The 25,712-nt window shown below is 70.3% G+C and carries 22 protein-coding genes; 7 read left to right on the top strand and 15 right to left on the bottom strand.

From position 1 onward, the window contains the following. Positions 1–39 precede the first annotated feature (39 nt). The 4 genes from BpN12_RS31015 to gloA all read left to right on the top strand — a co-directional run bounded on the left by BpN12_RS31015 (position 40) and on the right by gloA (position 3,846). Positions 40–1,395, top strand: a complete 1,356-nt coding sequence (locus tag BpN12_RS31015) for a peptidylprolyl isomerase (protein WP_246795940.1) — start codon at positions 40–42, stop codon at positions 1,393–1,395. Between the two features lie 11 nt (positions 1,396–1,406). Continuing rightward, a complete protein-coding gene (pdxA, locus tag BpN12_RS31010; RefSeq protein ID WP_246795939.1) occupies positions 1,407–2,399 on the top strand; it encodes a 4-hydroxythreonine-4-phosphate dehydrogenase PdxA in 993 nt (330 codons plus the stop codon). Positions 2,400–2,435: 36 nt separating this feature from the next. Further along, positions 2,436–3,269, top strand: a complete 834-nt coding sequence (gene rsmA, locus BpN12_RS31005) for a 16S rRNA (adenine(1518)-N(6)/adenine(1519)-N(6))-dimethyltransferase RsmA (protein ID WP_246795938.1) — start codon at positions 2,436–2,438, stop codon at positions 3,267–3,269. A 187-nt stretch (positions 3,270–3,456) separates the two neighbouring features. Next, complete coding sequence (gene gloA / locus BpN12_RS31000; RefSeq protein WP_246795937.1) at positions 3,457–3,846, top strand: lactoylglutathione lyase; 390 nt, start codon at positions 3,457–3,459, stop codon at positions 3,844–3,846. A gap of 68 nt (positions 3,847–3,914) precedes the next feature. On the opposite strand, the gene BpN12_RS30995 is transcribed toward gloA, so the two are convergent. The 5 genes from BpN12_RS30995 to glyQ all read right to left on the bottom strand — a co-directional run bounded on the left by BpN12_RS30995 (position 3,915) and on the right by glyQ (position 9,434). Further along, positions 3,915–4,760 carry a M48 family metallopeptidase gene (locus BpN12_RS30995; RefSeq protein WP_246795936.1) on the bottom strand — a complete coding sequence of 282 codons (846 nt, stop codon included), beginning with the start codon at positions 4,758–4,760 and terminating at the stop codon, positions 3,915–3,917. Between the two features lie 114 nt (positions 4,761–4,874). Continuing rightward, positions 4,875–5,621, bottom strand: coding sequence for a lysophospholipid acyltransferase family protein (locus BpN12_RS30990; protein ID WP_246795935.1), 747 nt, complete (start codon positions 5,619–5,621; stop codon positions 4,875–4,877). A 55-nt stretch (positions 5,622–5,676) separates the two neighbouring features. Beyond that, the gene (gene gmhB, locus BpN12_RS30985; protein WP_246795934.1) at positions 5,677–6,240 is read right to left on the bottom strand and encodes a D-glycero-beta-D-manno-heptose 1,7-bisphosphate 7-phosphatase; all 564 of its coding nucleotides are present in this window, start codon (positions 6,238–6,240) and stop codon (positions 5,677–5,679) included. 70 nt (positions 6,241–6,310) lie between these two features. Further along, positions 6,311–8,410 carry a glycine--tRNA ligase subunit beta gene (gene glyS, locus BpN12_RS30980; RefSeq protein ID WP_246795933.1) on the bottom strand — a complete coding sequence of 700 codons (2,100 nt, stop codon included), beginning with the start codon at positions 8,408–8,410 and terminating at the stop codon, positions 6,311–6,313. Between the two features lie 16 nt (positions 8,411–8,426). After that, positions 8,427–9,434, bottom strand: coding sequence for a glycine--tRNA ligase subunit alpha (gene glyQ, locus BpN12_RS30975; RefSeq protein WP_080937244.1), 1,008 nt, complete (start codon positions 9,432–9,434; stop codon positions 8,427–8,429). A 445-nt stretch (positions 9,435–9,879) separates the two neighbouring features. On the opposite strand from glyQ, the gene BpN12_RS30970 reads away from it, so the two are divergent. Further along, positions 9,880–11,532, top strand: a complete 1,653-nt coding sequence (locus BpN12_RS30970) for a tetratricopeptide repeat protein (RefSeq protein WP_246795932.1) — start codon at positions 9,880–9,882, stop codon at positions 11,530–11,532. Between the two features lie 207 nt (positions 11,533–11,739). Here the strand turns inward: BpN12_RS30970 and lnt are convergent, their stop codons facing one another. The 6 genes from lnt to miaB all read right to left on the bottom strand — a co-directional run bounded on the left by lnt (position 11,740) and on the right by miaB (position 18,700). Continuing rightward, entirely contained in the window at positions 11,740–13,350 is a 1,611-nt protein-coding gene (lnt, locus tag BpN12_RS30965; protein ID WP_246795931.1) for an apolipoprotein N-acyltransferase, read from the bottom strand. Positions 13,351–13,388: 38 nt separating this feature from the next. Continuing rightward, positions 13,389–14,273: a CorC family transporter gene (locus BpN12_RS30960; protein WP_246795930.1), complete on the bottom strand. Its 885-nt coding sequence runs from the start codon at positions 14,271–14,273 to the stop codon at positions 13,389–13,391. A gap of 182 nt (positions 14,274–14,455) precedes the next feature. Beyond that, positions 14,456–15,088: a gamma-glutamylcyclotransferase gene (locus BpN12_RS30955; RefSeq protein WP_246795929.1), complete on the bottom strand. Its 633-nt coding sequence runs from the start codon at positions 15,086–15,088 to the stop codon at positions 14,456–14,458. A 60-nt stretch (positions 15,089–15,148) separates the two neighbouring features. Continuing rightward, positions 15,149–15,961 carry an rRNA maturation RNase YbeY gene (gene ybeY / locus BpN12_RS30950; RefSeq protein WP_246795928.1) on the bottom strand — a complete coding sequence of 271 codons (813 nt, stop codon included), beginning with the start codon at positions 15,959–15,961 and terminating at the stop codon, positions 15,149–15,151. A gap of 271 nt (positions 15,962–16,232) precedes the next feature. After that, on the bottom strand, positions 16,233–17,297 hold the full coding sequence (locus tag BpN12_RS30945; RefSeq protein ID WP_246795927.1) for a PhoH family protein: 1,065 nt from the start codon (positions 17,295–17,297) through the stop codon (positions 16,233–16,235). Between the two features lie 29 nt (positions 17,298–17,326). Further along, positions 17,327–18,700, bottom strand: coding sequence for a tRNA (N6-isopentenyl adenosine(37)-C2)-methylthiotransferase MiaB (miaB, locus tag BpN12_RS30940; RefSeq protein ID WP_246795926.1), 1,374 nt, complete (start codon positions 18,698–18,700; stop codon positions 17,327–17,329). Positions 18,701–19,168: 468 nt separating this feature from the next. Between miaB and BpN12_RS30935 the strand changes: the two genes are divergently transcribed. Beyond that, positions 19,169–19,840, top strand: coding sequence for a helix-turn-helix domain-containing protein (locus BpN12_RS30935; protein ID WP_246795925.1), 672 nt, complete (start codon positions 19,169–19,171; stop codon positions 19,838–19,840). Positions 19,841–20,226: 386 nt separating this feature from the next. Here the strand turns inward: BpN12_RS30935 and BpN12_RS30930 are convergent, their stop codons facing one another. The 4 genes from BpN12_RS30930 to glpD all read right to left on the bottom strand — a co-directional run bounded on the left by BpN12_RS30930 (position 20,227) and on the right by glpD (position 25,089). Continuing rightward, positions 20,227–20,913: an HAD family hydrolase gene (locus tag BpN12_RS30930; protein ID WP_246795924.1), complete on the bottom strand. Its 687-nt coding sequence runs from the start codon at positions 20,911–20,913 to the stop codon at positions 20,227–20,229. Positions 20,914–21,101: 188 nt separating this feature from the next. After that, entirely contained in the window at positions 21,102–21,818 is a 717-nt protein-coding gene (locus tag BpN12_RS30925) for an MIP/aquaporin family protein (protein WP_246795923.1), read from the bottom strand. A gap of 124 nt (positions 21,819–21,942) precedes the next feature. Further along, the gene (glpK, locus tag BpN12_RS30920) at positions 21,943–23,445 is read right to left on the bottom strand and encodes a glycerol kinase GlpK (RefSeq protein ID WP_246795922.1); all 1,503 of its coding nucleotides are present in this window, start codon (positions 23,443–23,445) and stop codon (positions 21,943–21,945) included. 111 nt (positions 23,446–23,556) lie between these two features. Next, complete coding sequence (gene glpD, locus BpN12_RS30915) at positions 23,557–25,089, bottom strand: glycerol-3-phosphate dehydrogenase (RefSeq protein ID WP_246795921.1); 1,533 nt, start codon at positions 25,087–25,089, stop codon at positions 23,557–23,559. Positions 25,090–25,266: 177 nt separating this feature from the next. Here glpD and BpN12_RS30910 point away from each other — a divergent pair, with 177 nt between their 5' ends. Then, on the top strand, positions 25,267–25,629 hold the full coding sequence (locus BpN12_RS30910) for a hypothetical protein (RefSeq protein WP_246795920.1): 363 nt from the start codon (positions 25,267–25,269) through the stop codon (positions 25,627–25,629). Positions 25,630–25,712 lie beyond the last annotated feature (83 nt).

The following is a 25,712-nucleotide window of genomic DNA, read 5'->3' as shown; positions in this document are numbered from 1 at the left end:
GGTGCCGGCCAGCCTGCTTTCAATGGAGTCTCCGTGGCAATGAAGAAAACCCTTCGCTTCGCAGCAATCGTGTCCGGCCTCGTCGCCGCCATGTCGCTGCTGTCCGTCACGCCGGCGGTCGCCCAAGCGCTCGGTTCGAATGGCGCGGCGCTGGCCGACGAGGTCGTCGCCGTCGTCAACAACGACGTGATCACCGGCCGCGAGCTGGACCAGCGGGTCGGCCTGATCGCGCGCCGGCTGCAGCAGCAGAAGGCGCCGGTGCCGCCCGCCGACGAGCTGCGCCTGCAGGTGCTGAACCAGATGGTGCTGGAGCGCATCCAGGTGCAGAAGGCGAAGGATGACGGCATCGTGGTGGACGACGCGATGGTGCAGACCACGCTGCAGCGTCTGGCGGCCGCCAACAACATGCAGCTCGACCAGTACCGCACGCGGCTCGAGGCCGAAGGGGTGCCCTGGAGCATCTTCGTCAGCGACGCGCGTACCGAGCTGATGCTCTCGCGCCTGCGCGAGAAGGAAGTGGACAGCAAGATCACCGTGTCCGACGCCGAGGTGGCGAGCTACATCGCGAGCCAGCGCGGCCCGAACGCCGGTTCGCAGCAGGATCTGCGGCTCGAGCACATCTTCGTGGCGGCCGCGCAGAACGCGCCGGAGACGCAGATCGACGCCGCCCAGAAGAAGGCCGACGGCCTGCTCAAGCAGGCGCTCGCGCCGGGCGCCGATTTCGAGCGGATCGCGAAGAACAATTCCGAGGCGAAGGACGCGAAGTCGGGCGGCGACCTCGGCTTCAAGTCGCCGGGCTCGCTGCCGGCCGACGTGGTGCAGGCCGCCGCGCAACTGCGCCCGGGCCAGGTCAACCCGACGCTGATCCGCGTGCCGGACGGCTTCGAGATCGTGCGCCTGGTCGACCGCCGCACGGCGCAGGGCACCTCGGCCGCGTCGCCGAAGATCGTCCAGACCCACGTGCGCCACATCCTGCTGCGCGTCGGCGAAGGCAAGTCCGAGGCGCAGGCGCGCCAGCAACTGATCGACATCCGCAACCAGGTGGAGGCGGGCGGCGATTTCGCGAGCTTCGCGCGCACCTACTCGCAGGACGGTTCGGCCTCGCAGGGCGGCGATCTCGGCTGGATCAGCCCGGGCGAGACGGTGCCGGAATTCGAGCGCGCCATGAACACGCTGCAGGACGGCCAGATCAGCAACCCGGTGCGCACCGAGTACGGCTATCACCTGATCCAGGTGCTCGGCCGCCGCGACGCGGAAGGCTCGGTCCAGCAGCAGATGGACATCGCACGCCAGGCGATCGGCCAGCGCAAGGCCGAGCAGGCCTATGCCGACTGGCTGCGCGAGTTGCGCGATTCGTCCTACGTGCAGATCAAGATCGGCCAGCCGCAACTCTGAGCGAGCCCGCCATGCCCACCGACCCGACGCTGCGCATCGCGATCACCACCGGCGAGCCGGCCGGGGTCGGCCCCGAGTTGAGCGCGCGCGCGCTGGCCGAGGCGCCGGTGCGCTGGCCCGACGCGCGCTTCGAGGTGCTTTGCGACGCGGCGCTGTTCGCCGAACGCGCGCAGGCGGTCGGCATCGATCCGGCCGCGCTCGGCGCCGGCAACCGCGTGGAGCTGGCGCATCGCCCGCTCGCCGTGCCGGCGCGGGCCGGGCAGCTCGACGCGGCCAACGGCCGCTACGTGCTGGGCCTGCTCGACGCGGCGATCGACGGCGCGGTGGCGGGCCGTTACGACGCGATCGTCACGGCGCCGCTGCAGAAGAGCACGATCAACGATGCCGGCGTGCCGTTCACCGGCCACACCGAATACCTGGCCGAACGCACCGGCACGCCGCGCGTCGTGATGATGCTGGCCGGCACCGGCGAGCGGCCGCTGCGCGTGGCGCTGGCCACCACGCACCTGCCGCTCAGGGACGTGTCGGCCGCGCTGACGATCGACTCGCTGGTCGAGACGCTCGTCATCATCGACGCCGACCTGCGCCGCCATTTCGGCCTTGCCGCGCCGCGCATCCTCGTCACCGGCCTGAACCCGCACGCGGGCGAGAACGGCTATCTCGGCCGCGAGGAGATCGACGTGATCGCGCCGGCGCTGGCCGCGGCCAAGGCGCGCGGCATCGACGCGCGCGGGCCGTATCCGGCCGACACGCTGTTCCAGCCGCGCTACCTCGAGCACGCCGACTGCGTGCTCGCGATGTTCCATGACCAGGGCCTGCCGGTGCTCAAGTTCGCCACGTTCGGCGAAGGCATCAACGTCACGCTCGGCCTGCCGATCGTGCGCACCTCGGTCGATCACGGCACCGCGCTCGACCTGGCCGGCACCGGCCGCGCCGACGCGGGCAGCCTGATCGCCGCGCTCGATACCGCGGTCGCGATGGCGCGCCACCGCCGCGGCGCCTGACGCGCCGGCCCGCTCCACTTTCGTTTCATTCTTTCGATGTCGAACAGCAGACAGCACCAGGGACACTTCGCGCGCAAGCGCTTCGGGCAGAACTTTCTCGTCGACACCGGCGTGATCGATTCGATCGTCTCGACGATCCGCCCCGAGCGCGGCGAGCGCATGGTCGAGATCGGCCCGGGCCTCGGCGCGCTGACCGGCCCCGTGATCGAGCGGCTCGCCACGCCCGAGGCGCCGCTGCACGCGGTCGAACTCGACCGCGACCTGATCGGCCGCCTCAAGCAGCGCTTCGGCGACCTGCTGGAGCTGCATGCCGGCGACGCGCTCGCGTTCGATTTCGGCGCGCTCGCGCTGCCGGGCGAGAAGCCGTCGCTACGCATCATCGGCAATCTGCCCTACAACATATCGAGCCCGCTGCTGTTCCACCTGATGACGTTCGCCGAGCGCGTGGTGGACCAGCACTTCATGCTGCAGAACGAGGTGGTCGAGCGGATGGTGGCCGAGCCGGGCAGCAAGGCGTTCAGCCGGCTGTCGGTGATGCTGCAGTACCGCTACGTGATGGACAAGCTGATCGACGTGCCGCCCGAGTCGTTCCAGCCGCCGCCGAAAGTCGATTCGGCGATCGTGCGGATGATTCCCTACGCGCCGCACGAGCTGCTCGAGGTGGACGTCGGCGTGCTCGGCGAGGTGGTCGCGGCGGCGTTCTCGCAGCGTCGCAAGATGCTGCGCAACACGCTCGGCGCGTACCGCGACACGGTCGATTTCGACGCGCTCGGCTTCGATCTGGCGCGCCGCGCCGAGGATGTCGGCGTGGCCGAATACGTGACGCTGGCGCGCACGGTCGCCGCGACGCGGCCTGCCGCCGGCAGTTGATCCGGCTCTGATCCGGTTGGCGCGGCTTCGGCGGCTGGCACGCCGCCGCCTGCGCCGCGCGTTGCCGTTCACGGGCTGCCGTGGTTCGCCACGGCTCGCCGCCGTGTTCGCTTTCCACCCGGCGAAAATCGGCCGTGTCTGGTAAATTCGGCCGTCCCCCAGATTGTTCCCCACGGAGTACCAAACCATGCGAATGCTGCACACGATGCTGCGCGTCGGCGATCTCGACCGCTCGATCCAGTTCTACACCGAGCTGCTCGGCATGAAGCTGCTGCGCCGCAACGACTACCCGGAAGGCAAATTCACGCTCGCGTTCGTCGGCTACGAAGCGGAATCGACCGGCACCGTGATCGAGCTGACCCACAACTGGGACACGCCGTCCTACGAGCTCGGCACCGGTTTCGGCCACCTCGCGATCGAGGTCGACGACGCCTACGCGGCCTGCGAGCGCATCAAGGCGCAAGGCGGCAAGGTCACGCGCGAAGCCGGCCCGATGAAGCACGGCACGACCGTGATCGCGTTCGTCGAGGATCCAGACGGCTACAAGATCGAATTCATCCAGCGCAAGTCGCACTGAGCCGGATGCATGAAAAAAACGGCGCCTCGCATGAGGCGCCGTTTTTCATTGGAGCGGGCCGGCAGCGCTCACAGCGCCGGCAGCAGTTCGGGCGGATGGTGCTTGAGCGTGTGCCGCGCCTCGCGGAATTCCGGGAAGATCGATTCGACCGTCTGCCAGAACGCCGGGCTGTGGTTCATCTCGCGCAGGTGCGAGAGTTCATGCGCGACCACGTAGTCGATGATCGAGACCGGGAAATGCACGAGCCGCCAGTTCAGGCGGATCTTGCCGTCGCTGGAGCAGCTGCCCCAGCGCGTCGAGGCCGACGACAGCGCATAGGCGCTGTAGCTGACGCCGAGCTTCTGCGCGTACACCGCGAGCCGCTCGCCGAAGATGCGCCGGGCCTCGCCCTGCAGCCAGCCCTGCACGCGGTCCTTGATCTGCTGCGGCTCCGCATGCGCGGGCAGGCCGAGCGCGAGTACCGAGCGCTCGGCATCGTAGGCGAGCGAGCCGTCGGCCGACGCCAGCGCGATCTCGACCGGCTTGCCGAGGAACGGGATGCGCGCGCCGTCCTTCCAGTCGATCTGCGGCAGCGCGCGCTGCTCGATGCGGGTCTGCCATTCGGCCAGCTTCACGAAGATCCAGCGGCGCTTCTCGGCGATCGCGGCCTCGATGTCGGCGAGCGTGACCCAGCGCGGCGCGGTGATCGTGAGCCCGCTGCCGTCGATCGCGAAGCCGATGGTGCGGCGCGCCGAGCGCTTGAGCCGGTATTCGAGGACACGGCCGTCGAGCGTCAGCGAGCGCAGCGAACGGTCGCGTTCGGGCGACGGCGAGGCGGACGGCGCAGGCGGCAGCGGGCCGTCGAACAGCGGCAGATCGAGCTGGTGGTGATCGAGTGCGACGACGGCGGGCCGTGGCCTGGGACGCTTGGGCATCAGTTCGCTTCGTTTGGCGGTGCGCAATATGAATGAAACCTTGAATCAGAATCGTGCGGCAGGCTCCGGCCGGGCATCGCCCGCGGCGCCGCCGGCGCGGCGGCGTTCGTCGCGTCAGCGGCTGTCGCCGCGTTCGTCACGATAGGCGTCGGGATCGATGCGGCGCATTTCCGTTTCGATCCACTGCTCGACGCGCGTGTTCAGCTCCTCCGGGGTGAGGCCGCGCGAATCGATCGGCTTGCCGATCGACACCGTGACTATACCCGGATACTTGATGAACGAATTGCGCGGCCACACGCGCCCCGCATTATGGGCGATCGGCACCACCGGCGCGCCGGTGCCCACCGCGAAGCGCACCCCGCCCGTCTTGTACTTGCCTTGGCTGCCGGTGGGGGTGCGCGTGCCTTCCGGGAACATGATCACCCAGGCGCCCTCGGCGAGGCGCTTCTTGCCCTGGCGGATCACCGAGTCGAACGCGTTCTTGCCTTCCCGGCGGTTGATGTTGACCATGTGCAGCAGCCCGAGCGTCCAGCCGAAGAACGGCACGTAGAGCAGCTCGCGCTTGAACACGTAGCAGAGCGGACGCGGCATCAGCGCCGGAAACGCGAGCGTCTCCCACGCCGACTGGTGCTTCGAGAGCAGCACGGCCGGGCCGTCGGGCAGGTTCTCGAAGCCCTCGATGCGGTAGCGGATGCCGTTCAGCCAGCGCACCACCGCGAGCGTGGAGCGGCACCAGCCGGCTGCCATCCAGTAGCGCGCGTCGGGACGCAGGAACGGGAACGCGATGAAACACGCGGTGGCGTAGGGCACCGTGTACAGCACGAAGAAGATCAGCAGCAGCAGCGAACGGAGGAGGCGCATCGGCTAGGGGCTCGGAAGCGGTGGAACTGGGTGGCGAGAGGCGGCGGGTGCCGGCTCAGGCATGTTCCCGGGACAGAAAATCGAGCGCGAAGGCGCGCAGGTCGTCGTGGACGCGCGTGCCGTCGGGCAGGTTGCCGGCCGCCAGCGTCTTGCGGCCCTTGCCGGTCAGCACCAGGTGCGGCTGGAAGCCGACCGCGGCGCCCGCCTGCAGGTCGCGCAGCGAGTCGCCGACCATCGGCGTCTCGTCCGGCTCGATCTCGAAGCGTTCGGCGATCATCGCCATCATGCCGGGCTTCGGCTTGCGGCACTCGCAGTTGTCGCCGGCCGTGTGCGGGCAGAAGAACACCGCGTCGATGCGCGCACCCACCGCCGCGGCGGCCTTGTGCATCTTCAGGTGCATCGCGTTGAGCGCGGCCATGTCGAACAGCCCGCGTCCGATGCCGGACTGGTTGGTCGCCACCACCACGCGGTAGCCCGCGTGGTTGAGCCGCCCGATCGCCTCGAGGGCGCCGGGCAGCGCGATCCATTCGTCGGGCGTCTTGATGAACGCGTCCGAATCGACGTTGATGACGCCGTCCCGGTCGAGGACGACGAGCTTGCGGTTGGCACTCGTCGGCATGGCGTGCTCTCCTGGCGCTGGCTGGCGGTGGGCCGCCCGAGGCGGCGGGTTGGGCTGCGGTCGGGGGCGCTCAGGCGGCGAGCTTCGAGATGTCCGCCACGCAGTTCATCTGCTGGTGCAGCGCACCGAGCAGGGCGAGGCGGTTGGCGCGCAGCGCCGGATCCTCGGCGTTCACCATCACGTCGTTGAAGAACGTGTCGACCGGCGCGCGCAGCGCGGCGAGCGCCGACAGCGCGCCCGTGTAGTCGCGCGCAGCGAGCTGCGCCTGCACGCGCGGGGCAACCTGCGCGAGCTCGGCGGCGAGCGCCTGCTCGGCCGCTTCGGCCAGCAGCGCCGCGTCGACTGCGCCCGGCGCGCCGCCTTCCGACTTCTTGAGGATGTTCGAGATCCGCTTGTTGGCGGCCGCGAGCGCCTCGGCCTCGGCCAGGCGCGTGAACTCGCGCACCGCATCGAGGCGCGCGATCAGGTCGTCGATGCGGGTCGGCTCGAGGCCCAGCACCGCGTCGATCTCGCCCGTCGTGTAGCCGCGCTCGCGCAGCAGGCCGCGCAGCCGGTCGAGGAAGAACGCGTAGATCGCGTCGGTCGATTCGGCCACGCCGGCGATGTCGGCGAAGCTCGCGTAGGTGGCGCGCAGCAGGCCGCGAACGTCGAGCGGCAGCTGCTTCTCGAGCAGCAGACGCAGCACGCCGAGCGCGTGGCGGCGCAGCGCGAACGGATCCTTCTCGCCGGTCGGCGCGAGGCCGATGCCCCAGATGCCGACGATCGTCTCGAGCTTGTCGGCCAGCGCCACGGCGGTGCTGACCGGCGCGGCCGGCAGCGTGTCGCCCGAGAAGCGCGGCTGGTAGTGCTCGGTGCAGGCCACGGCCACTTCGTCCGCCTCGCCGTCGTGGCGCGCGTAGTAGGTGCCCATGGTGCCCTGCAGTTCCGGGAACTCGCCGACCATGTCGGTCAGCAGGTCGGCCTTCGCGAGCCGCGCGGCACGCTGCGCGAGCGCGGCGTCGGCGCCGACGGCCGGCGCGATCTGCGCGGCCAGCGATTCGATGCGCTCGACGCGCGCGAGCTGCGAGCCGAGCTTGTTGTGATAGACGACGTTGGCGAGGCGCGGCACGCGCTCGGCGAGCGGCGTCTTCTTGTCGGTCTCGAAGAAGAACTTCGCGTCGGCCAGGCGCGGGCGCACCACGCGCTCGTTGCCGTCGATGATCTCGGCCGGGGTGGCCGTCTCGATGTTCGAGACGATCAGGAAGCGCGAGCGCAGCCTGCCGGCCGCGTCGGTCAGCGCGAAATACTTCTGGTTGGTCTGCATCGTCAGGATCAGGCATTCCTGCGGCACCTGCAGGAACTCGTCCTCGAACCTGCAGGCGTAGACCACCGGCCATTCCACCAGCGCGTTGACCTCGTCGAGCAGCGACTCGGGCATCACCACGGCGTCGCCGCCGGCGCGCTCAGCGAGCGCGGTGCGGATCGATTCCCTGCGGTCGACGAAGTGCGCGATCACGCGGCCCTTCTCGCGCAGCGTGTCGGCATAGGCGCTCGCCGAGCCGATCGCGACCAGCCCGTCCGACAGGAAGCGGTGGCCGAGCGTGGTGTCGCCGGCATCGATGCCGAACGCCGACACCGGCACGACGCGCGTGTCGTGCAGCACGGTCAGGCGCTTCACCGGGCGCACGAACTGCACGTCGCTGCCGTCGGGGCGCTGGTAGGTCATCACCTTCGGGATCGGCAGCTTCGCGAGCGTCTCGTCGAGCGCGGCCTGCAGGCCGTCGGCGAGCGTCGCGCCCGGTGCCGAATAGTTGACGAAGAACGCCTCGGCCTTGCCGTCCTGCGCGCGCTCGAGATCGGCGACGGTCAGGTTCGGGTGGCCGAGCGCGGCGAGCTTCTTGGCGAGCGGCGCGGTGGGCTGGCCGGCCGCGTCGAGCGCGACCGACACCGGCAGCACCTTCTCGCGGACCTGGCGGTCCGGCGCGACGGCGCGCACGTTGGTGATCACCACGGCAAGCCGGCGCGGCGTGGCGTAGCGTTCGAAGACGGGCGCGCCGTCGGTCAGGTCGCGCGCGGCGAGGCGCTGGGCGATGCCCTCGGCGAACGCGTCGCCGAGACGCGCGAGCGCCTTCGGCGGCAGTTCCTCGGTCAGCAGTTCGACCAGCAGCGGAGCGGATTGGATGTGCGTCATGATGGGGGGAATCTCGTCAGTCCTGGTCGATCTTGCGTTCGGCCTTCAGCGGCGGCACCCAGCCGGGCTGCGCCGCGTCCTGCGCGTCGGTCGTGAGGCCCGGCACGCCGCGCACCGGGTTGCCGATCATCGGGAAGCCGAGCGCCTCGCGCGATTCGTAGTAGCTCTGCGCGACGAGCCGCGACAGCGCGCGGATCCGGCCGATGTAGGCCGCGCGCTCGGTCACCGAGATCGCGCCGCGCGCGTCGAGCAGGTTGAACGTGTGGCCGGCCTTCAGCACGAGTTCGTAGGCGGGCAGCGCGAGCTTCGCCTCGATCATGCGCTTCGCTTCCGATTCGTAGCTGTTGAAGAACGTGAACAGCAGGTCGACGTTGGCGTGCTCGAAGTTGTAGGTCGACTGCTCGACCTCGTTCTGGTGATAGACGTCGCGATAGGTCAGGCGCCGCATCTCCGGGCCGTTCGGGCCGAGTTCCTCCCACTCCGTCCAGACCAGGTCGTAGATGTTCTCGACCTTCTGCAGGTACATCGCGAGCCGCTCGATGCCGTAGGTGATCTCGCCGAGCACGGGCTTGCAGTCGAGGCCGCCCACCTGCTGGAAGTAGGTGAACTGCGTCACCTCCATGCCGTTCAGCCAGACTTCCCAGCCGAGGCCCCAGGCGCCCAGCGTCGGATTTTCCCAGTCGTCCTCGACGAAGCGCACGTCGTTCTGCTTCAGGTCGAAGCCGAGCGCCTCGAGCGAGCCGAGATACAGGTCGAGGATGTTCTCCGGCGCCGGCTTCATCACCACCTGGTACTGGTAGTAGTGCTGCAGGCGGTTCGGGTTCTCGCCGTAGCGGCCGTCCTTCGGACGGCGCGAGGGCTGCACGTAGGCGGCGCGCCACGGCTCGGGGCCGATCGCGCGCAGGAACGTGTGGACGTGCGAGGTGCCGGCGCCGACTTCCATGTCGATCGGCTGGAGCAGGGCGCAACCCTGTTTGTCCCAGTAGGACTGGAGCGTCAGGATGATTTGCTGAAACGTGAGCATGAGGGGCCTTCGTAGGCGCTTTGCGTTCCGGTGGCGCAGCCGGCGCGAGCGGACTCGGGCCGGGGCTCCAGTCCGGCGCGCGGCTTGGATGGGCGTAAAGCGCGTAATTTTACCGGATCGGCGCGACGCTGCGGCCGTGATGGCCGGGACGGGCTGTCGGGGAGCCTGCATGCGGGCGTTGCGGCGAGTGTCTGGGTCGTCGATGAGGGCGTGGATCGTGTCGTGAATGAAGGGCGCGCGGGCTGCGAATGGCGGTGTGAACGAGGCTCGAGTCGCGAGTGGCGAGCGGACGGCGATGGGGCGCGCGCGGACGCGACCGCTGCGTGCCTCGTCAGCCGGCGGCCCGCGCGACCCGCACGGTATTTGCCGCCTCGCCGAAGCCCCGCCGCCGCGCGGTAAGATGCGTGGACTGGCCGTCCGCGCCGATCATGGACCGATGACGCTCATGTTCAAACCGCCCGTCGACCCGCATTTCCCGCTCTATTCGCCGTTCCTCGACTTCCTGCGCGAGGCCGCAGCCGCCGGCGCGGCGGGCCGCGAGGCGGCGCGCGCGGTATGGCTCGACGCGGCCTCGCGGCTGCACTCGCTCGACTACGCGGCGCTCGCGCGGCTGACCGCGAGCCTGATCGAGCGCCAGCGCCACGCGGACGCGGCCGAGCTCGCGGGCTGCCTGTGGCGCATCGAGCCCGACGTGCCCGCGCTCGCGTTCAACTGCGGCTACGCGCTGCAGATGGGCGGCCGCCACGCCGAGGCGCTCGCGCCGTACCGCCGCGCGCTGGCGCTCGAACCCGACTGGCCGTCGCTGCGCAACAACCTCGCGATCGCGATCCGTCTCTCGAAGGGCGATCCGGCCGAGGAACTCGCGCTGTTCGAGCAGGCCGTCGAGGCGAACCCGCGCGACGAGCAGGCCTGGATCAACCTGATCGTCTCGTATCGCGCACGCGGCGATCTCGCGCGTGCGCTCGATGCCGCCGCGCAGGCGCTCGCGCTCGTGCCCGACAACGCGCTCGCGCGCAACAACGCGAGCTGCGCCTACAAGGAGGCGCAGCGCTGGGACGAGGCCGAGCACTGCGCGCGGCGTGCGCTCGAGCTCTCGCCCGACGACGCCACGTTCCGTTTCAATCTCGCCATCATCCAGCTGGTGCGCGGCAACTTCGCCGACGGCTGGCTCGGCCACGAGGCGCGCTGGCAGGGCTCGACCGAACTGCGCGCGCTGCGCCCGACCCTGCCGGCGCCGCGCTGGCACGGCGAGCCGCTCGCGGGCAAGACGCTCCTGGTGTGGGGCGAGCAGGGCATGGGCGACCTGCTGCAGCTGTGCCGGACCATCCCGCTGCTGGGGGAGCGCGTGCATCGCGAGGGCGGGCGGCTCGTCTGGAATGCATTTCCGCAGATGGGCGCGCTGCTCTCGCGCAGCCTCGGCGAACACGTCGACCTTTATGGCGACGAACTCGACGTCGAGCGCCTGCCGGCCGCCGACTATCACCTGCCGATCGGCAGCGTGCCATGGCAGCTCGGCCTGCCCGACGCGGCGGCCGGCGCGGCCGTGCCGTACCTGCGCGCCGACGCGGCCGCGCGCGACGCGTGGCGCGCGCGCTTCGCGGCCGAGGCGCGGCCCGGCGAGCGGCTGCGCGTGGGGCTCGCCTGGAGCGGCAGCGCCGGGCATCAGCGCAATCCGTTCCGGCGCATCGGCATCGAGCGCTACGCGGCCGCGTTCGCGGGCATCGAGGGCGTGCGCTTCCACTCGCTGCAGCCGGGCGGCGAGGCCGAGGTGGCGGCCGCGCGCGCGCTCGGCCTGCCGATCGTCGATCACAGCGCCGAATGGCGCAGCTTCGACGACACGGCCGCCTATCTCGGCGCGCTCGACCTCGTGATCACCGTCTGCACCTCGATCGCGCACCTGAGCGGCGCGCTCGGCCTGGCGAGCTGGGTGCTGCTCGACGTCAATCCGCACTGGGTCTGGCAGCTCGAACGGCGCGACAGCCCGCTGTACCCCGCCGCGACGCTGTACCGACAGCCGGCCTTCATGCAATGGCAGCCGGTGCTCGACGCGGTCGCGCAGGATTTGCGCGCGCTGGCGGGGACGGGCGGGGCGTGGTGAGAGGGGGCGGACTGGCGCGATGCCGGTGACGTCGGCAAGGCGGGGATGGGTGGCGCCCGGCCGTTGAAGCGTGAGGCACGACAGCTGCGATGGACGCAAGCGCTGCAGGCGGCGTCGCGCGACAACCATGGATCCGAATCGAAACGAACGGGCCGGCACCGACGCGAGCGTCGGCCCGGCCCTTCAGCCGTCGGGCGGCGCGCGGCCTCAGCCGCGCCGGCGCAGCCGCGGCCCGGCCACCAGCGCGAACGCGAGCAGCAGGCCGGCCACGGCCAGCACGATCGCGTTGCCGTTCGCGACGAACGGCGTGATGCCCTGGGTGCCCTCGATCGTCACGTCGAGCGAGCCGAGCGTGAACGGCTTGAGGCGGCCGATCACGCGGCCGTGCGCGTCGATCGCCGCAGTCATGCCGGTGTTGGTCGCGCGCAGCATCGGCCGGCCGGTTTCCAGCGAACGCATCCGCGCGATCTGCAGGTGCTGGTCGAGCGCGATGGTGTCGCCGAACCAGGCGAGGTTCGTCACGTTGACGAGCACGCCCGGCGACGGCGCGTTGTCGCGCACGGTCGCCGCGATCTCCTCGCCGAAGATGTCCTCGTAGCAGATGTCGGCCATCACCGGCTGGTCGTGGACCAGGAACGGCGCCTGCACCGGCGCGCCGCGCGCGAAGTCGCCGAGCGGCATCTTCATCAGGTTCACGAACCAGCGGAAGCCCCACGGGATGAACTCGCCGAACGGCACCAGGTGGTGCTTGTCGTAGTGGTAGATCTTCATCGAGCCCGGCGTCACGCCGTACAGGCTGTTCGTGTAGTCGACGATGCTGCCGTCGGGCAGGATCTTGTCGCCGACCGCGCCGAACAGCACCGAGGTACCGGTCTTGTCGACGAAGCTGCGCACCGCCTTGGCGAACGGCACCGGCACGTCCTGGATCATCACCGCGATCGCCGTTTCGGGCGTGACGACGAGATCGGCCGGCTTCTCGGTGATCATCTTCGTGTACATGCGGATCGCCGCGTCGATGCCGGCCTGCTCGAACTTGACGTCCTGCTTCACGTTGCCCTGCAGCAGGCGCACGCTGAGCGGCTTGTTCTCGGGCTGGGTCCACGGCACCAGCGGCAGCAGCAGGCCGAGCGCGACGAGCGCGGCGGCCAGCGCGGCCGGCGCGAGCGCGCCGCCGCGTGCGCGGCGCGCCCGCAAGAGCGCGTTGACGACCAGCGCCGCGAACAGCGCGAGCACCCAGCCGATGCCGTAGACGCCCGCCACCGGCGCGTAGCCGGCGAACGGGCCGTCCACCTGCGGATAGCCGCTCGCGAGCCACGGAAAGCCGGTGAACACGGTGCCGCGCGCCCATTCGCCGAGCGCCCAGGCGCTCGCGAATGCGAACGCGCCGTGCCACGACGGCGCGAACGCCTGCCCCGCGCGCTTGCCCGAGGCGAGCGCCCAGGCCAGCGACGAGAGCGCCGGATAGAGCGCGAGGTAGAGGCAGAACAGCACCAGCGCGCCGGCCGCGAGCGGCGTGGCCATCTCGCCGTACACATGCATGCTGATGAACAGCCACCAGATGCCCGACAGGAAGTTGCCGAAGCCGAACGCGGCGCCGGTCAGCGTGGCCTGCGCGCGCGTCGCGCTGCGTGCGAGCTGCGCGTAGAACCAGATGAACACGAGCAGCTGCAGCCAGCCGCCGTGCGGCGTGGGAGCGAAGCTCAGCGTGTTGGCGGCGCCCGCGAGGAGCGCGGCCGGATAGTGCCAGCGGGGCAGCGCGCGGCTGCCCGACGCGAAGGTGGCGCCGCGTCGCGCGCGGGTCGGGAACGATTCGGCCATGCGGGGCGAAGGTGGAGCGTTGACGGGCGGCCGGACGGTCAGTCGTCGGCCGATTCGCCGTGGCGGCCGGCGAGCGGGTCGCGGCGCACCAGCAGCACGTGGATCTGGCGCGCGTCGCCGCGCTGGATCTCGAAGATCAGCCGGCCGAGCCGCAGCTTCTCGCCGCGATGCGGCACGCGGCCGAAATGATGGGTGATCAGCCCGCCGATGGTGTCGACCTCGTCGTCGGGGAAATCGGTGCCGAACGCCTCGTTGAACTGCGAGATCTCGGTCAGCGCGCGCACGCGGAAGCGCCCGTCCGGCGCCGAGATGATGTTGCCGGCTTCCTCGTCGAAGTCGTATTCGTCCTCGATGTCGCCGACGATCTGTTCCAGCACGTCCTCGATCGTGATGAGGCCGGCCACGCCGCCGTATTCGTCGACCACGATCGCGAGGTGGTTGCGGTTCACGCGGAAGTCGTGCAGCAGCACGTTCAGGCGCTTCGATTCGGGGATGAACACGGCCGGGCGCAGCATCCCGCGCACGTCGAACTCCTCTTCCGCGTAGAAGCGCAGCAGGTCCTTCGCGAGCAGCACGCCGATCACGTTGTCGCGGTTTTCTTCGTAGACCGGGTAGCGCGAGTGCGCCTTGTCGAGCACGAACGGAATGAAATCCTCGGGCTTGTCGGCGATGTTGAGCGCGTCCATCTGGGCGCGCGGCACCATGATGTCGCGCGCGCAGAGGTCGGAGACCTGGAACACGCCCTCGATCATCGACAGCGAATCGGCGTCGATCAGGTTGCGCTCGTGCGCGTCCTGCAGGATTTCGAGCAGCTCGCCGCGGGATTCGGGCTCGGGCGAGATGAAGTCGGTCAGGCGTTCGAGAAGCGAACGCTTTTCGGGAGGTTTGTCGGTGGACTTTCGACTGGGATACGAATCGTTCATGGTGGTGCGCCCGGGGCGGACCGCGGACGCGTGGTCACGGAGTTGGCAAGGATACACCAAGGCCGTGGCGCTGCCGTGTCGGCCGGATGGCGGCGGCGGCGGCCGGCCCGGCGGCTCGCGTCCATCCTAACCCGGAATCGGCGCTGCGCCCAACGGGCCAAAAAGCGGGCGCCGGGATCGGCTCAGCCGCAGCGCGCGAGCAGCGCCTCGAGCGCGCGGTCGGGGATGCCGCTCTCGCGCAGCGCGGCGACGGTGCGCGTCACGTAGTCGAGCGTGGTGCCGTAGCGGCCCCGCGCGCTGTCGAACACGGCGCGCACCACCTCGTCGGACAGCTTGCCGGTGTAGGTCGGCACGTCGCGGCGCATCACGAACGCGAGCGCGCGCACGCGCTGGCCGGTCGTGAGCGTGCAGGGCAGCCAGGCGGGCCGGTACGAGCCCATCGGCATTTCGCGCTGCCAGAGCGTTTCGAGATGCGGCAGCGCGCTCGGCCCGGCGATCCGGAACGCCACGCCGCTGCACGAGCCGCCGCGGTCGAGCGCGAGCACGAGGCCCGGCCGCTCGGGCGTGCCGCGGTTGACGCGCGACCACAGATAGAGGCCGCGGTGGTAGCCGTGGACGCGCCCGTGGACCTGTTCGACGGTCGGCAGGCCGGGATTCCAGATCAGCGAGCCATAGCCGAACAGCCAGAGGTCGGCCTGACGGTCCCAGTCCGCCAGCGTCGCGTCGAGCGAGCTGGCGAGTTCGTGTTCGGAGAGCAGCCGGCCGGAGCCGATCGACGGCGGATACGCGTTGGTGGCGGGAAAGGGCGTACTCACGGTGGGGGGCTCGCGGCCGGTTCAGGGGTTCGAACGATGCCCGGCCGGCCGTGCTGCCCCTTACTGATATGGGTTCGGGAAGCCGAGCTTGGCGAGGATGTCGGTTTCGAGCGCTTCCATTTCGGTCGCGTCCTCCTCGCTCCGTTCGTGATCATACCCCTGCGCGTGCAGCGCGCCATGGACGAGCAGATGCGCGTAATGGGCGACGAGCGGCTTGTCCTGCTCGGCCGCCTCCTTTTCGACCACGGGGCAGCAGATCACGAGATCGCCGATCGTGGTGCCGTCGGGCGCCGAGTCGTAGGCGAAGGTCAGCACGTTGGTGGGGTAATCCTTCTTGCGGTAGCCGCCGTTCAGCTCGCGGCCTTCCTTCTCGCCGACGAAGCGCACCGTGAGCTGCGCGTCCGCCGACAGCGAGGTCGACAGCCATTCGGCGATCAGCTTGCGCTTGGGCAGCGTCTTGCGCTGCGCGGCGGTGATCTCGTCGCCGTACTGCACGACCAGTTCGAGTTCGGGTTCGCCGGCCGACAGCGGCGCGTCGTCGGTGGCATCGGGCTCGGTGCCGTCGAGGTCGGGCAGGATCGCGTCAAGCGGCGCCGCTTCGGCGCCGACCGACAGCGTGAGGCTGTCGTAGTGCTCGGGGCGCAGCGTCAGCGTGGCGCGCTGGGCGGGATCGGCGTGCTGCGCGACGATCGCGACCGAGGCGTCGCCGGCGGCGCCGGACAGGTCGAACATCAGCGCGCGGCCATCGGGAAAATCGATGCGCAGGCCCTGCGCGTCGATCGATTTGACCTTGCCGCGTTCATCGAACAGCGACACGCGCGGTGCGCCGGTGAGGGCAGGCTTCTGGGCTTTCTGGGAGCGGGAGGATTTCATCGCCGGGGGAACAAACGGAATCGCCCGAGCATACACCAAACGGCCGACCGTTTCGCCCATCCGGCGGGCCGGCGGGCGGGCCGCGACCAGGCTTGCGAAATACGAAGAAACGCGGCGCACGGGCCGCCGTGCCGCGCCGGTGCGGCTTCGCGCCCGAACGGCGGCGGCGCGGCGCGGCCCACGCGTGACGGACGGTCGCGCCACGTTGGCGAGGCGGCGCACCGTGACAACAACGGCGCGGCAACGGCAACCGCCGCCGCGCGCGTCGCCGTCAGTCGTCCTTGCGCTGCGCGTGGAACTCGTCGTAGGCCTCGACGATCCGCGCCACCAGCGGATGGCGCACCACGTCGGCGCTCGTGAAGCGCGTGAGCGCGATGCCGCGCACCTGGCCGAGCACCTGCTGGGCCTCGACGAGGCCGCTCTTGTGGCCGCGCGGCAGGTCGATCTGGGTGGTGTCGCCGGTGACCACCGCCTTCGAGCCGAAGCCGATCCGCGTCAGGAACATCTTCATCTGCTCGGGCGTGGTGTTCTGCGCCTCGTCGAGAATGATGAACGCGTGGTTCAGCGTGCGCCCGCGCATGTAGGCGAGCGGCGCGATCTCGATCATCTGGCGCTCGAACATCTTGGCGGTCTTGTCGAAGCCGAGCAGGTCGTAGAGCGCGTCGTAGAGCGGGCGCAGGTACGGATCGACCTTCTGCGACAGGTCGCCGGGCAGGAAGCCGAGCCGCTCGCCGGCCTCGACGGCCGGCCGCGTCAGCACGATGCGCTTGACCTGGTCGCGTTCGAGCGCGTCCACCGCGCAGGCCACGGCGAGGTAGGTCTTGCCGGTGCCGGCCGGCCCGATGCCGAACGTCACGTCGTGCGAGAGGATCTGCTTCAGGTACTCGCGCTGCGCCGGGGTGCGGCCGCGCAGGTCGGCGCGGCGCGTGTAGAGCTTCGGCGCCGGCTCCTCGTCGGGCGAGTCGGGATCGGCCGCCGCGGCCGGCTCGTCGAACGGATGGTCGGGGCTGCCGCGAAAGCGCACGTCCGGCTCGTCGTTGCCCGGCGCGCCGTTGCCGCGCCCGCCGCCGCCCAGATGGCGCGTCTCGACCAGCGCGAGCTGGATGTCGTCGAGCGAGAGCGGATCGCGGGCGAGGTTGTAGAAGTTTTCCAGCGCGGCCAGCGCGAGCTTCGCGCCTCGGCCGCGGATCGCGATCCGGTGGCCGCGCCGCTGCAGCGTGACGTCGAGCGCCTGCTCGATCTGCCGCAGGTTCTCGTCGAGCGGACCGCAGAGGTTCGCGAGGCGCGCGTTGTCGTCGCGCGGCGCGGTGAATTCCAGGGCTTGGATGGCTTTCAAGGTTGCGTCGGCTTCCTTCGGTTGGGCGCTCAGTGGGTGGCCGTGCTGGCGTCGTCGTGCGCGAGCACGAGTTCGCCGCGCAGCGAATGCGGATAGGCGTGGTTGATCCGCACGTCGATCATCTGGCCGATCAGTCGCGCGTGCGAGGCGAGCGGCGCCGGGAAGTTGACCACGCGATTGTTCTCGGTGCGCCCCGCCAGCTCGTTCGGATCCTTGCGCGACGGGCCTTCCACGAGGATCCGCTCGATGCGGCCGACCATCGACGCGCTGATCCGCGCGACGTTCTCCTCGATGGTGGCCTGCAGATGTTGCAGGCGTTTGAGCTTGACCTCGCGCGGCGTGTCGTCGTGCAGGCCGGCGGCCGGCGTGCCGGGGCGCGGGCTGTAGATGAACGAGAAGCTGGTGTCGTAGCTCATCTCGTGGACCAGCGCCATGGTCTTGTCGAAGTCGGCTTCGGTCTCGCCCGGGAAGCCGATGATGATGTCGGTGGACAGCGACAGCTCGGGGCGGATCGCGCGCAGCTTGCGGATCAGCGATTTGTATTCGAGCACCGTGTAGCCGCGCTTCATCGCCATCAGCACGCGGTCCGAGCCGTGCTGGACCGGCAGGTGCAGGTGGTTGACGAGCTTCGGCACGCGCGCGTAGACGTCGAGCAGGCGCTGCGTGAATTCCTTCGGATGCGAGGTGGTGTAGCGGATCCGCTCGATGCCGGGCAGGTCGGCCACGTATTCGATCAGCGTGGCGAAATCGGCGATCTCGGTCGCGCCGGCCGTCAGCGCGCCGCGGTAGGCGTTGACGTTCTGGCCGAGCAGCGTCACCTCGCGCACGCCCTGGTCGGCGAGCCCGGCGATCTCGGTGAGCACGTCGTCGAGCGGGCGCGAGACCTCGTCGCCGCGCGTGTAGGGCACCACGCAGTAGCTGCAGTACTTGCTGCAGCCTTCCATGATCGAGACGAACGCGCTCGGACCTTCCACGCGCGCCGGCGGCAGGTGATCGAACTTCTCGATCTCGGGGAACGTGATGTCGACCTGCGAGCGGCCGCTCGCGCGGCGCGCGTCGATCATCTTCGGCAGCCGGTGCAGCGTCTGCGGGCCGAACACGAGGTCCACGTAGGGCGCGCGCGCGACGATCGCCGCGCCTTCCTGGCTCGCCACGCAGCCGCCCACGCCGATGATCAGCCCGGGCTTGGCTTCCTTCAGCTCGCGCACCCGGCCGAGATCCGAGAACACCTTCTCCTGCGCCTTCTCGCGCACCGAGCAGGTGTTGAACAGGATCACGTCCGCGTCTTCGGGGTTGTCGGTCTTCTCGAGCCCTTCGGCGGCGTTGAGCACGTCCACCATCTTGTCCGAGTCGTACTCGTTCATCTGGCAGCCGAAGGTCTTTACGTAAACTTTTTTCGTCATCTGGGGTTCGCCGTTCGCAGTGGTTGACCTGGGGGCGTCGTTGCGGGGTGAATCGGGACGGTTCGGGCGTTGCTCGCCCGGTTTTGCCGTCGGCCGCGCGCGCTGGCGGGGCCATGGCAGGACCACCTCGCCGGCGCGGAACGACAGCAGCCGGAGAAAGGGGCCGGATGGCGGCCGTGCGGACCGGCCGCGGCCGGAACCGTCTGGTCTGGAAAGCCCGTCATTATAGCTTTTCGAAAACCGGATCGCCGGGCGGCAAGCGGCGCCGGGCATGGCGGCGGCGCCCATCTCGCGGAATCTGCCGAAAATCGCCGCGGCGGGGCGCCGATCATGAGTGCGCGGCGCGCTGACGATTCCTCCGCGATGCTGATAACAGTGTGAAGATAACTTCGTTTGCCGTCGAAAACCGCGATGCTAGGCTTGCCTCCAATCGAGTTCGCTGCGCGCCAGGCGCGCTGGAGGCTACCCATGCATTCGCCCCTCGCGCTGGTGCGCGACCCCTCGCCGGCCGATCCGGCCGCCGCCGCCGCGCTCGCCGCCACGCCGGCTGAATCGTTCGAGGCGCTCGAGCGCCTGGTCGGCGTGAATCTGGCGCGGCTGCGCGCCGAACGCCAGCTGTCGCTCGACGCGCTGGCCCGCCTGTCGGGCGTGTCGCGCGCGATGCTCGCGCAGATCGAATCGGCGCGCAGCGTGCCGTCGATCAAGGTGCTCTGCAAGGTCGCCGCGGCGCTCAAGGTGTCGGTGGCCGCGTTCCTGCGGCGCCACGCGGTGCTCGGCTTCGAGCATCTGCCGGCCGAGCGCGCGGTGCGCGTGGTCGGCTCGAACGGCCGCTTCTCGTCGCGCGCGCTGTATCCGGAAGGCGAGCCGGCGACGGCCGAATTCCACGAACTGCGGGTCGCGCCGCTGCACACCGAGACCGGCGTGCGCCGCGCGCCCGGCACGACCATCAACCTGGTGGTCAGCGAGGGCACGCTGGAGCTGGCCGTCAACGACCGCCGCCAGCTGCTCGCCACCGGCGACGCGATCGTGTTCGACGCCGACCAGCCCTACACGCTGCGCAATCCGGGCGACTCGGAGGCGCGCGCGTTTCGCGTGACGATCAACGCGGAAGTGCCGCCGCGCTGGGATCTGCCGCAATAGGGCGAGGGCTGGTGGCGCGGTGGCCGGGCTGCGGGTCTACCGCGGGCGGCTCGCGGCGCTGGTTGCATGTCGCGGGCGATGGGTCCGGCGATGGGCGGCGGCGTGCGCCGTTGCGTACAGCCGTCGTGCGCAGCTGCGGCTTTCGGCCGAGCCTGAAACCGTCGGTCGAAGTTATCGCTTGAGGCGCCGAGGCCATTGCAGGGTCGCCTTGCTAGAGGCCGTTGCCGGGGCGCTCTCCTTGCCTGAAGCCGCGGCTCGAAGCCATTGCCGGGCGCCGCTGCCACTGCCCGTCGCGATCCCCGTTTCGATCCCGCCACCCTCCGGTTGCGGCGGGTCCGCCGTCCGGCCATCCCGGACGCGCCGCCGCCCCGATACCCACCTTCCCGCTACGACTGCACGTCGCCGAACTCGCCGCGCATGCCGGCCTCGACCAGCGCCGGCAGCTCGCTCATCGTGCGCACGATCCGCGTGATGCCGGTCGCGCGCAGCACGCTCTCGTAACCGTCCGGAATGTGGCTCGCGCCGACGAACGCGATGGTCTTCATGCCGGCCGCGCGCGCGGCAGTGAGCCCCGACAGGCTGTCCTCCACCACCACGCAGCGCGCCGGCTCGACGCCGAGCGTGCGCGCGGCGAGCCGGTAGACGTCGGGATAGGGCTTCGGCCGCGCCACCTGGTCGGCGCTGAACACGCGCTCGCCGAACACGTCGGTCAGCGCGGCGCGCGCGAGCGAGTTGCGCACGCGTTCGCCGCGCGCGTTCGACACTACGGCGGCCGGCAGCGGGATGCGCAGCAGCGCGTCGCGCACGCCGGCGATCGGCGCGAGCGAGCGCGCGAGTTCGGCCTCGGTGGCGCGATCGATGGTGGCGACGAAGCCGTCCGGCATGCGGATGCCGTGGCGCGCCTCGACCGAGGCGAGGAACAGCGAGGTTTTCTGGCCGAACGCGGCGGCCGCGTCGGCGCTGAAATCGAGCGAGGGAAACGTGGCGCCGAGCACGTCGAGCAGCACGCGGTCGGCGATCACTTCACTGTCGACGAGCACGCCGTCGCAGTCGCAGATCAGATGGTCGAGCATGGGAATCGGCGGGCGCGGACCAGCGCGGAGATGGGCGAATCGCCATCATACGTGCTTTCGCGGCGCGGCCCGGGTGGCCGGAGCGCGCCGCGAAAGCGCCGACGCAAAGGCCGGGGCAAGGCCCGATGAAAAACGGCGCGCGCGAGCCGGCCGGCCCGCGCGCGCCGCGCGTCGTGCAGCCGGCGGGCTCAGTGCGTCTGGTGCAGGGCCAGGTAGAGCCAGGCGGCCGCCGCGCCGCCCGCGAGCGGGCCGAGCACGGGAACCCAGGCATAGCGCCAGTCGCTGTCGCGCTTGCCCGGGATCGGCAGCAGCGCGTGCATGATGCGCGGCGACAGATCGCGCGCCGGGCTCATCGCATAGCCGGTCGGGCCGCCCAGCGAGATGCCGATGCCGAGCACCAGCAGCCCGACGGGCAGCGCGTCGAGCGCGCCGAGCCCGACCTGCGGGGCGGCCAGATACAGCACGCCGAGGATCAGCACGAAGGTACAGATCGCCTCGGTCAGCACGTTATGCACGATGCTGCGGATCGCGGGCGCGGTGCAGAACACGGCCAGCTTCAGGTCGGGATCGGCCTCCTTGGCGAAATGCTGGCGATAGGCGAGCCAGACCAGCAGCGCGCCTGCCATTCCCCCCAGCATCTGCGCGGCGACGTAGCCGCCGACCTTCGACCACGCGAACTTGCCGGCCAGCGCCAGACTGATCGTGACGATCGGATTCAGGTGCGCGCCGCTGAACTTCGCGGTGACGTAGACGGCCACGAACACGGCCATCGCCCAGCCCATCACGATGACGATCAGGTCGGCGCCGCGGCCTTTCGTTTTCGCGAGGAGCACGTTCGCGACCGCGCCGTTGCCGAGCAGCACGAGGATGGCCGTGCCGATGAACTCCGCAATATAAGGTGACATTTCGGGTGTCTCTCTACCAGTGCGGCGGACTCGCGCGTGGCACGGTCCGCCTGCTCGTTATGAATCGTGGTGGTGGTGTTGACTGCGCTACGGGCCGCCGCGTCGCGCGCGGCGGCCTCGCAGTTTACTGCGCGTCGTCGGCCCACGCCTTGGCGGCGCGCACGGCCCGCTGCCAGCCGGCCAGCGCCGCGCTGACTTCCTCGGACGGCAGCGACGGCGAGAAGCGCCGGTCGAGCTTCCACTGGCTGCGCACCTCGTCGATGTTCTGCCAGTAGCCGGTCGCGAGGCCGGCGAGATACGCGGCGCCGAGCGCCGTGGTCTCGGTGATGCGCGGGCGCACCGCGTCCACGCCGAGCAGGTCGGCCTGGAACTGCATCAGCAGGTTGTTCGCGCTCGCGCCGCCGTCCACGCGCAGCTCGCCGATGCTGATGCCCGAGTCGGCTTCCATCGCCGCCAGCACGTCGAGCGACTGGTAGGCGATCGCGTCGAGCGCGGCGCGCGCCAGATGCGCGTCGGTGGTGCCGCGCGTGACGCCGAACAGCGAGCCGCGCGCGCGCGCGTTCCAGTGCGGCGCGCCGAGTCCGGCGAAGGCCGGCACGAGATAGACGCCGTCGGTGTGCGGCACGCTCGCCGCGAGCTTCTCGATCTCGGCGGCCGACTTGATGATGCCGAGCCCGTCGCGCAGCCACTGCACCACCGCGCCGGCGATGAAGATGCTGCCTTCGAGCGCGTAGTTCACCTCGCTGCCGACCTGCCAGGCGATGGTCGTGACGAGGTTGTTGTTCGACTCGATCGGCGTGTCGCCGGTGTTCATCACGAGGAAGCAGCCGGTGCCGTAGGTGTTCTTCACCATCCCCTTGGTGGTACACATCTGGCCGAACAGGGCCGCCTGCTGGTCGCCCGCGATGCCGGCCAGCGGCAGCTTCGAGGCGAACACGGTGGTCTTGGTGTTGCCGTAGATCTCGGACGAGGCACGCACCTCGGGCAGCATGCTGCGCGGGATGTCGAGCGCGGCGAGCAGCTCGTCGTCCCACTGGCGCGTGTGGATGTTGAACAGCATGGTGCGCGACGCGTTGGTCACGTCGGTCACGTGCAGCTCGTGCTTCGTGAAGTTCCACACCAGCCAGCTGTCGACCGTGCCGAACGCGAGCCGGCCCTGGCGCGCCTTCTCACGCGCGCCCTCGACGTTGTCGAGGATCCAGCGGATCTTGGTGCCCGAGAAGTAGGAGTCGATCGGCAGGCCGGTTTTCGCGCGCACCATCGCCTCGAGGCCGTCGGCCTTCAGCGCGTCGCAGAAGTCGGCGGTGCGGCGGTCCTGCCACACGATCGCGTTGTAGATCGGCTGGCCCGTCTCGCGGTCCCAGACGATGGTGGTCTCGCGCTGGTTGGTGATGCCGATCGCGGCGATCGCGGTGCCGTTGAGCCCGACCCGCGTGACCGCCTCGGCGGCGACGCCGGCCTGCGTCGACCAGATCTCGTGCGGGTCGTGCTCGACCCAGCCCGGACGCGGATAGATTTGCTCGAACTCCTTCTGGGCGGTCGAAACGATGTTGCCCTGGCGATCGAACAGCATCGCGCGCGAGCTCGTCGTGCCCTGGTCGAGTGCGAGGATGTATTGATCCTGCATCTGTCTCATCTCCATTCGGTACGTAATTGTGATCCGCATCGCCCTCGTGGCGGCGCGTACTGCCATCGCTGCCGCGCGGCGCGCCCCTCGGCGCTCCGCGCGTTACTGCCTTCAGTGGGCGGCGTGGACGGCCGGCCGCGCGCTCGCGAACCAGCCGTCGAGCGCGGCCGTGACCGCCGCCAGCGTGCCGGGCGCGACGTGCAGCCCGAGCTTGCTGCGCCGCCAGAGCACGTCGTCGGCGCAGGTGGCCCATTCGACCTCGCGCAGGTAGCGCAGCTCCGCTTCGTGGAGGCCCGGCGCGACGGCCGCGCCGAGATCGGCCAGCGAGCTGGCGCCGGCGATCACGCGCTCGGCGCGGGTGCCGTAGGCGCGCGCGTAGCGGCGCGCGAGCGCGGCCGGCAGCCAGGCATGGCGTTTCGCGAAATCCTGCGCGAACGGCGCGAAGCGCGCGTCGGCGATGTCGCCGCCGGGCAGCGGCTGGCCGGCCGTCCAGGCGGTTGCGCGCGAATCGAGCGCGTCGCAGAGCATGCCGGTGGCGTCCTCGGCCAGCTTGCGAAACGTGGTGATCTTGCCGCCGAACACCGACAGCAGCGGCGCGCCCGGGCCGTCGTCCATCTCGAGCCGGTAGTCGCGCGTGACGGCGGACGGATTGTCGGCGCTCTCGTCTTCCAGCAGCGGGCGCACGCCCGAGTAGGTCCAGCGCACGTCGGCGGGCGAGATCTTCTGCTTGAAGTAGCGGTTGATCGAGTCGCAGAGATACTGCGTTTCGTCGCCGTCGATCGCGACCTTCGACGGATCGTCGTGGTACTCCACGTCGGTCGTGCCGATCAGCGTGTAGTCCTGCTCATAGGGGATCGCGAAGATGATCCGCTTGTCCGGGTTCTGGAAGATGTAGGCGTGGTCGTGGTCGAACAGCCGCGGCGTGACGATGTGACTGCCCTTGACGAGCCGCACGCTGTGGCGCGCCTCGCGGCCGAGCGCGCCGTGCAGCAGCGAGCCGACCCACGGGCCGGCCGCGTTCGCGATCGCGCGGGCGCGCACCTCGAGGCGCGAACCGTCGGCCCGCTGCAGCCGCGCGAGCCACGTATCGCCGTCGCGCGTGGCGGCCGTGAGCCGCGTGCGCGTGAGGATCTCGGCGCCGCGTTCGCGCGCGTCGAGCGCGTTCAGCACCACCAGCCGCGCGTCGTCCACCCAGCCGTCCGAGTAGACGAAGCCGCGCCGGATCGAGTCGACCAGCGGCGCGCCGGCCGCGTGGCGGCGCATCGTGATGCCGCGCGAGCCCGGCAGCAGCTCGCGCTTGGCCAGATGATCGTAAAGGAACAGGCCGAGCCGGATCAGCCAGGCCGGGCGCAGGTTCGGCATGTGCGGCATGACGAAGCGCAGCGGCCAGATGATGTGCGGCGCCGCGCGCAGCAGCGTCTCGCGCTCCTGCAGCGCCTTGCGCACCAGCCCGAACTCCTTGTATTCGAGATAGCGCAGCCCGCCGTGGATCAGCTTGGTGCTCGACGACGACGTGTGCGACGCCAGATCGTCCTGTTCGCAAAGGAGCACGGACAGCCCGCGCCCGGCGGCGTCGCGCGCGATGCCCGCGCCGTTGATGCCGCCGCCGATCACGAGTAGGTCGTATCGAGTCTGTTCCATCACCTGCGGGCCTCTCTCCATTGTCCGAACGCAAATTTTTCGTATTCGAAATTTAATGAACAAAAGCGAAAAAGTAAAGTTCGTTTAAGCGGGGCGGGAACCGGAGCGGCCGCAGCACGTCATGGCGCGCGCCGCGATCCCGAACGATACTGGCGGGATTGTCGAAACCGAGGAGGGAACATGCGTCAGATCATGGTGGCGGGGGCGTTCGCGCTGCTGGCGGGATGCGCGGGAGTACCGGGCTTCGGCCCCGCCCCGTCGCTCGACACGCTGCAACGCGCCTGCGGCGAGCCGCACGACTACGGCCGCGACGGCCCGGCCGTCCAGGCCGCGCTGCACGATGCCTGGGTGGCCCAGCGGCACCGCGCGCTCACGCAGTCGCAGTACTGCGGGTTCGCGAACGCGCTCGCGACGCACCATGCGGCGCTCGGCGCGCAGCCCGACGCGGCCGCGCGGGAGCAGTGGACGACCTATCTGAACGAGCAGCGCGCGCGGGCGATCAGCTGGCGCTCACGGGTTGATTCGACGCTGCGCGGCGGTTGAACTGCCGGATGCGCCGGCTGGCGGACGGTGCCTGGCGTGGCGCGCGGGACGGCGCGGCGGCGGTAGCTGGCCCGTCATGGCGG

The sequence above is a fragment of the Burkholderia perseverans genome, assembly GCF_022870505.1.
GTDB lineage: Bacteria > Pseudomonadota > Gammaproteobacteria > Burkholderiales > Burkholderiaceae > Burkholderia > Burkholderia plantarii.
Note: the sequence above shows the minus strand (reverse complement) of the source record. Positions and strands in the feature narration are given on the sequence as shown.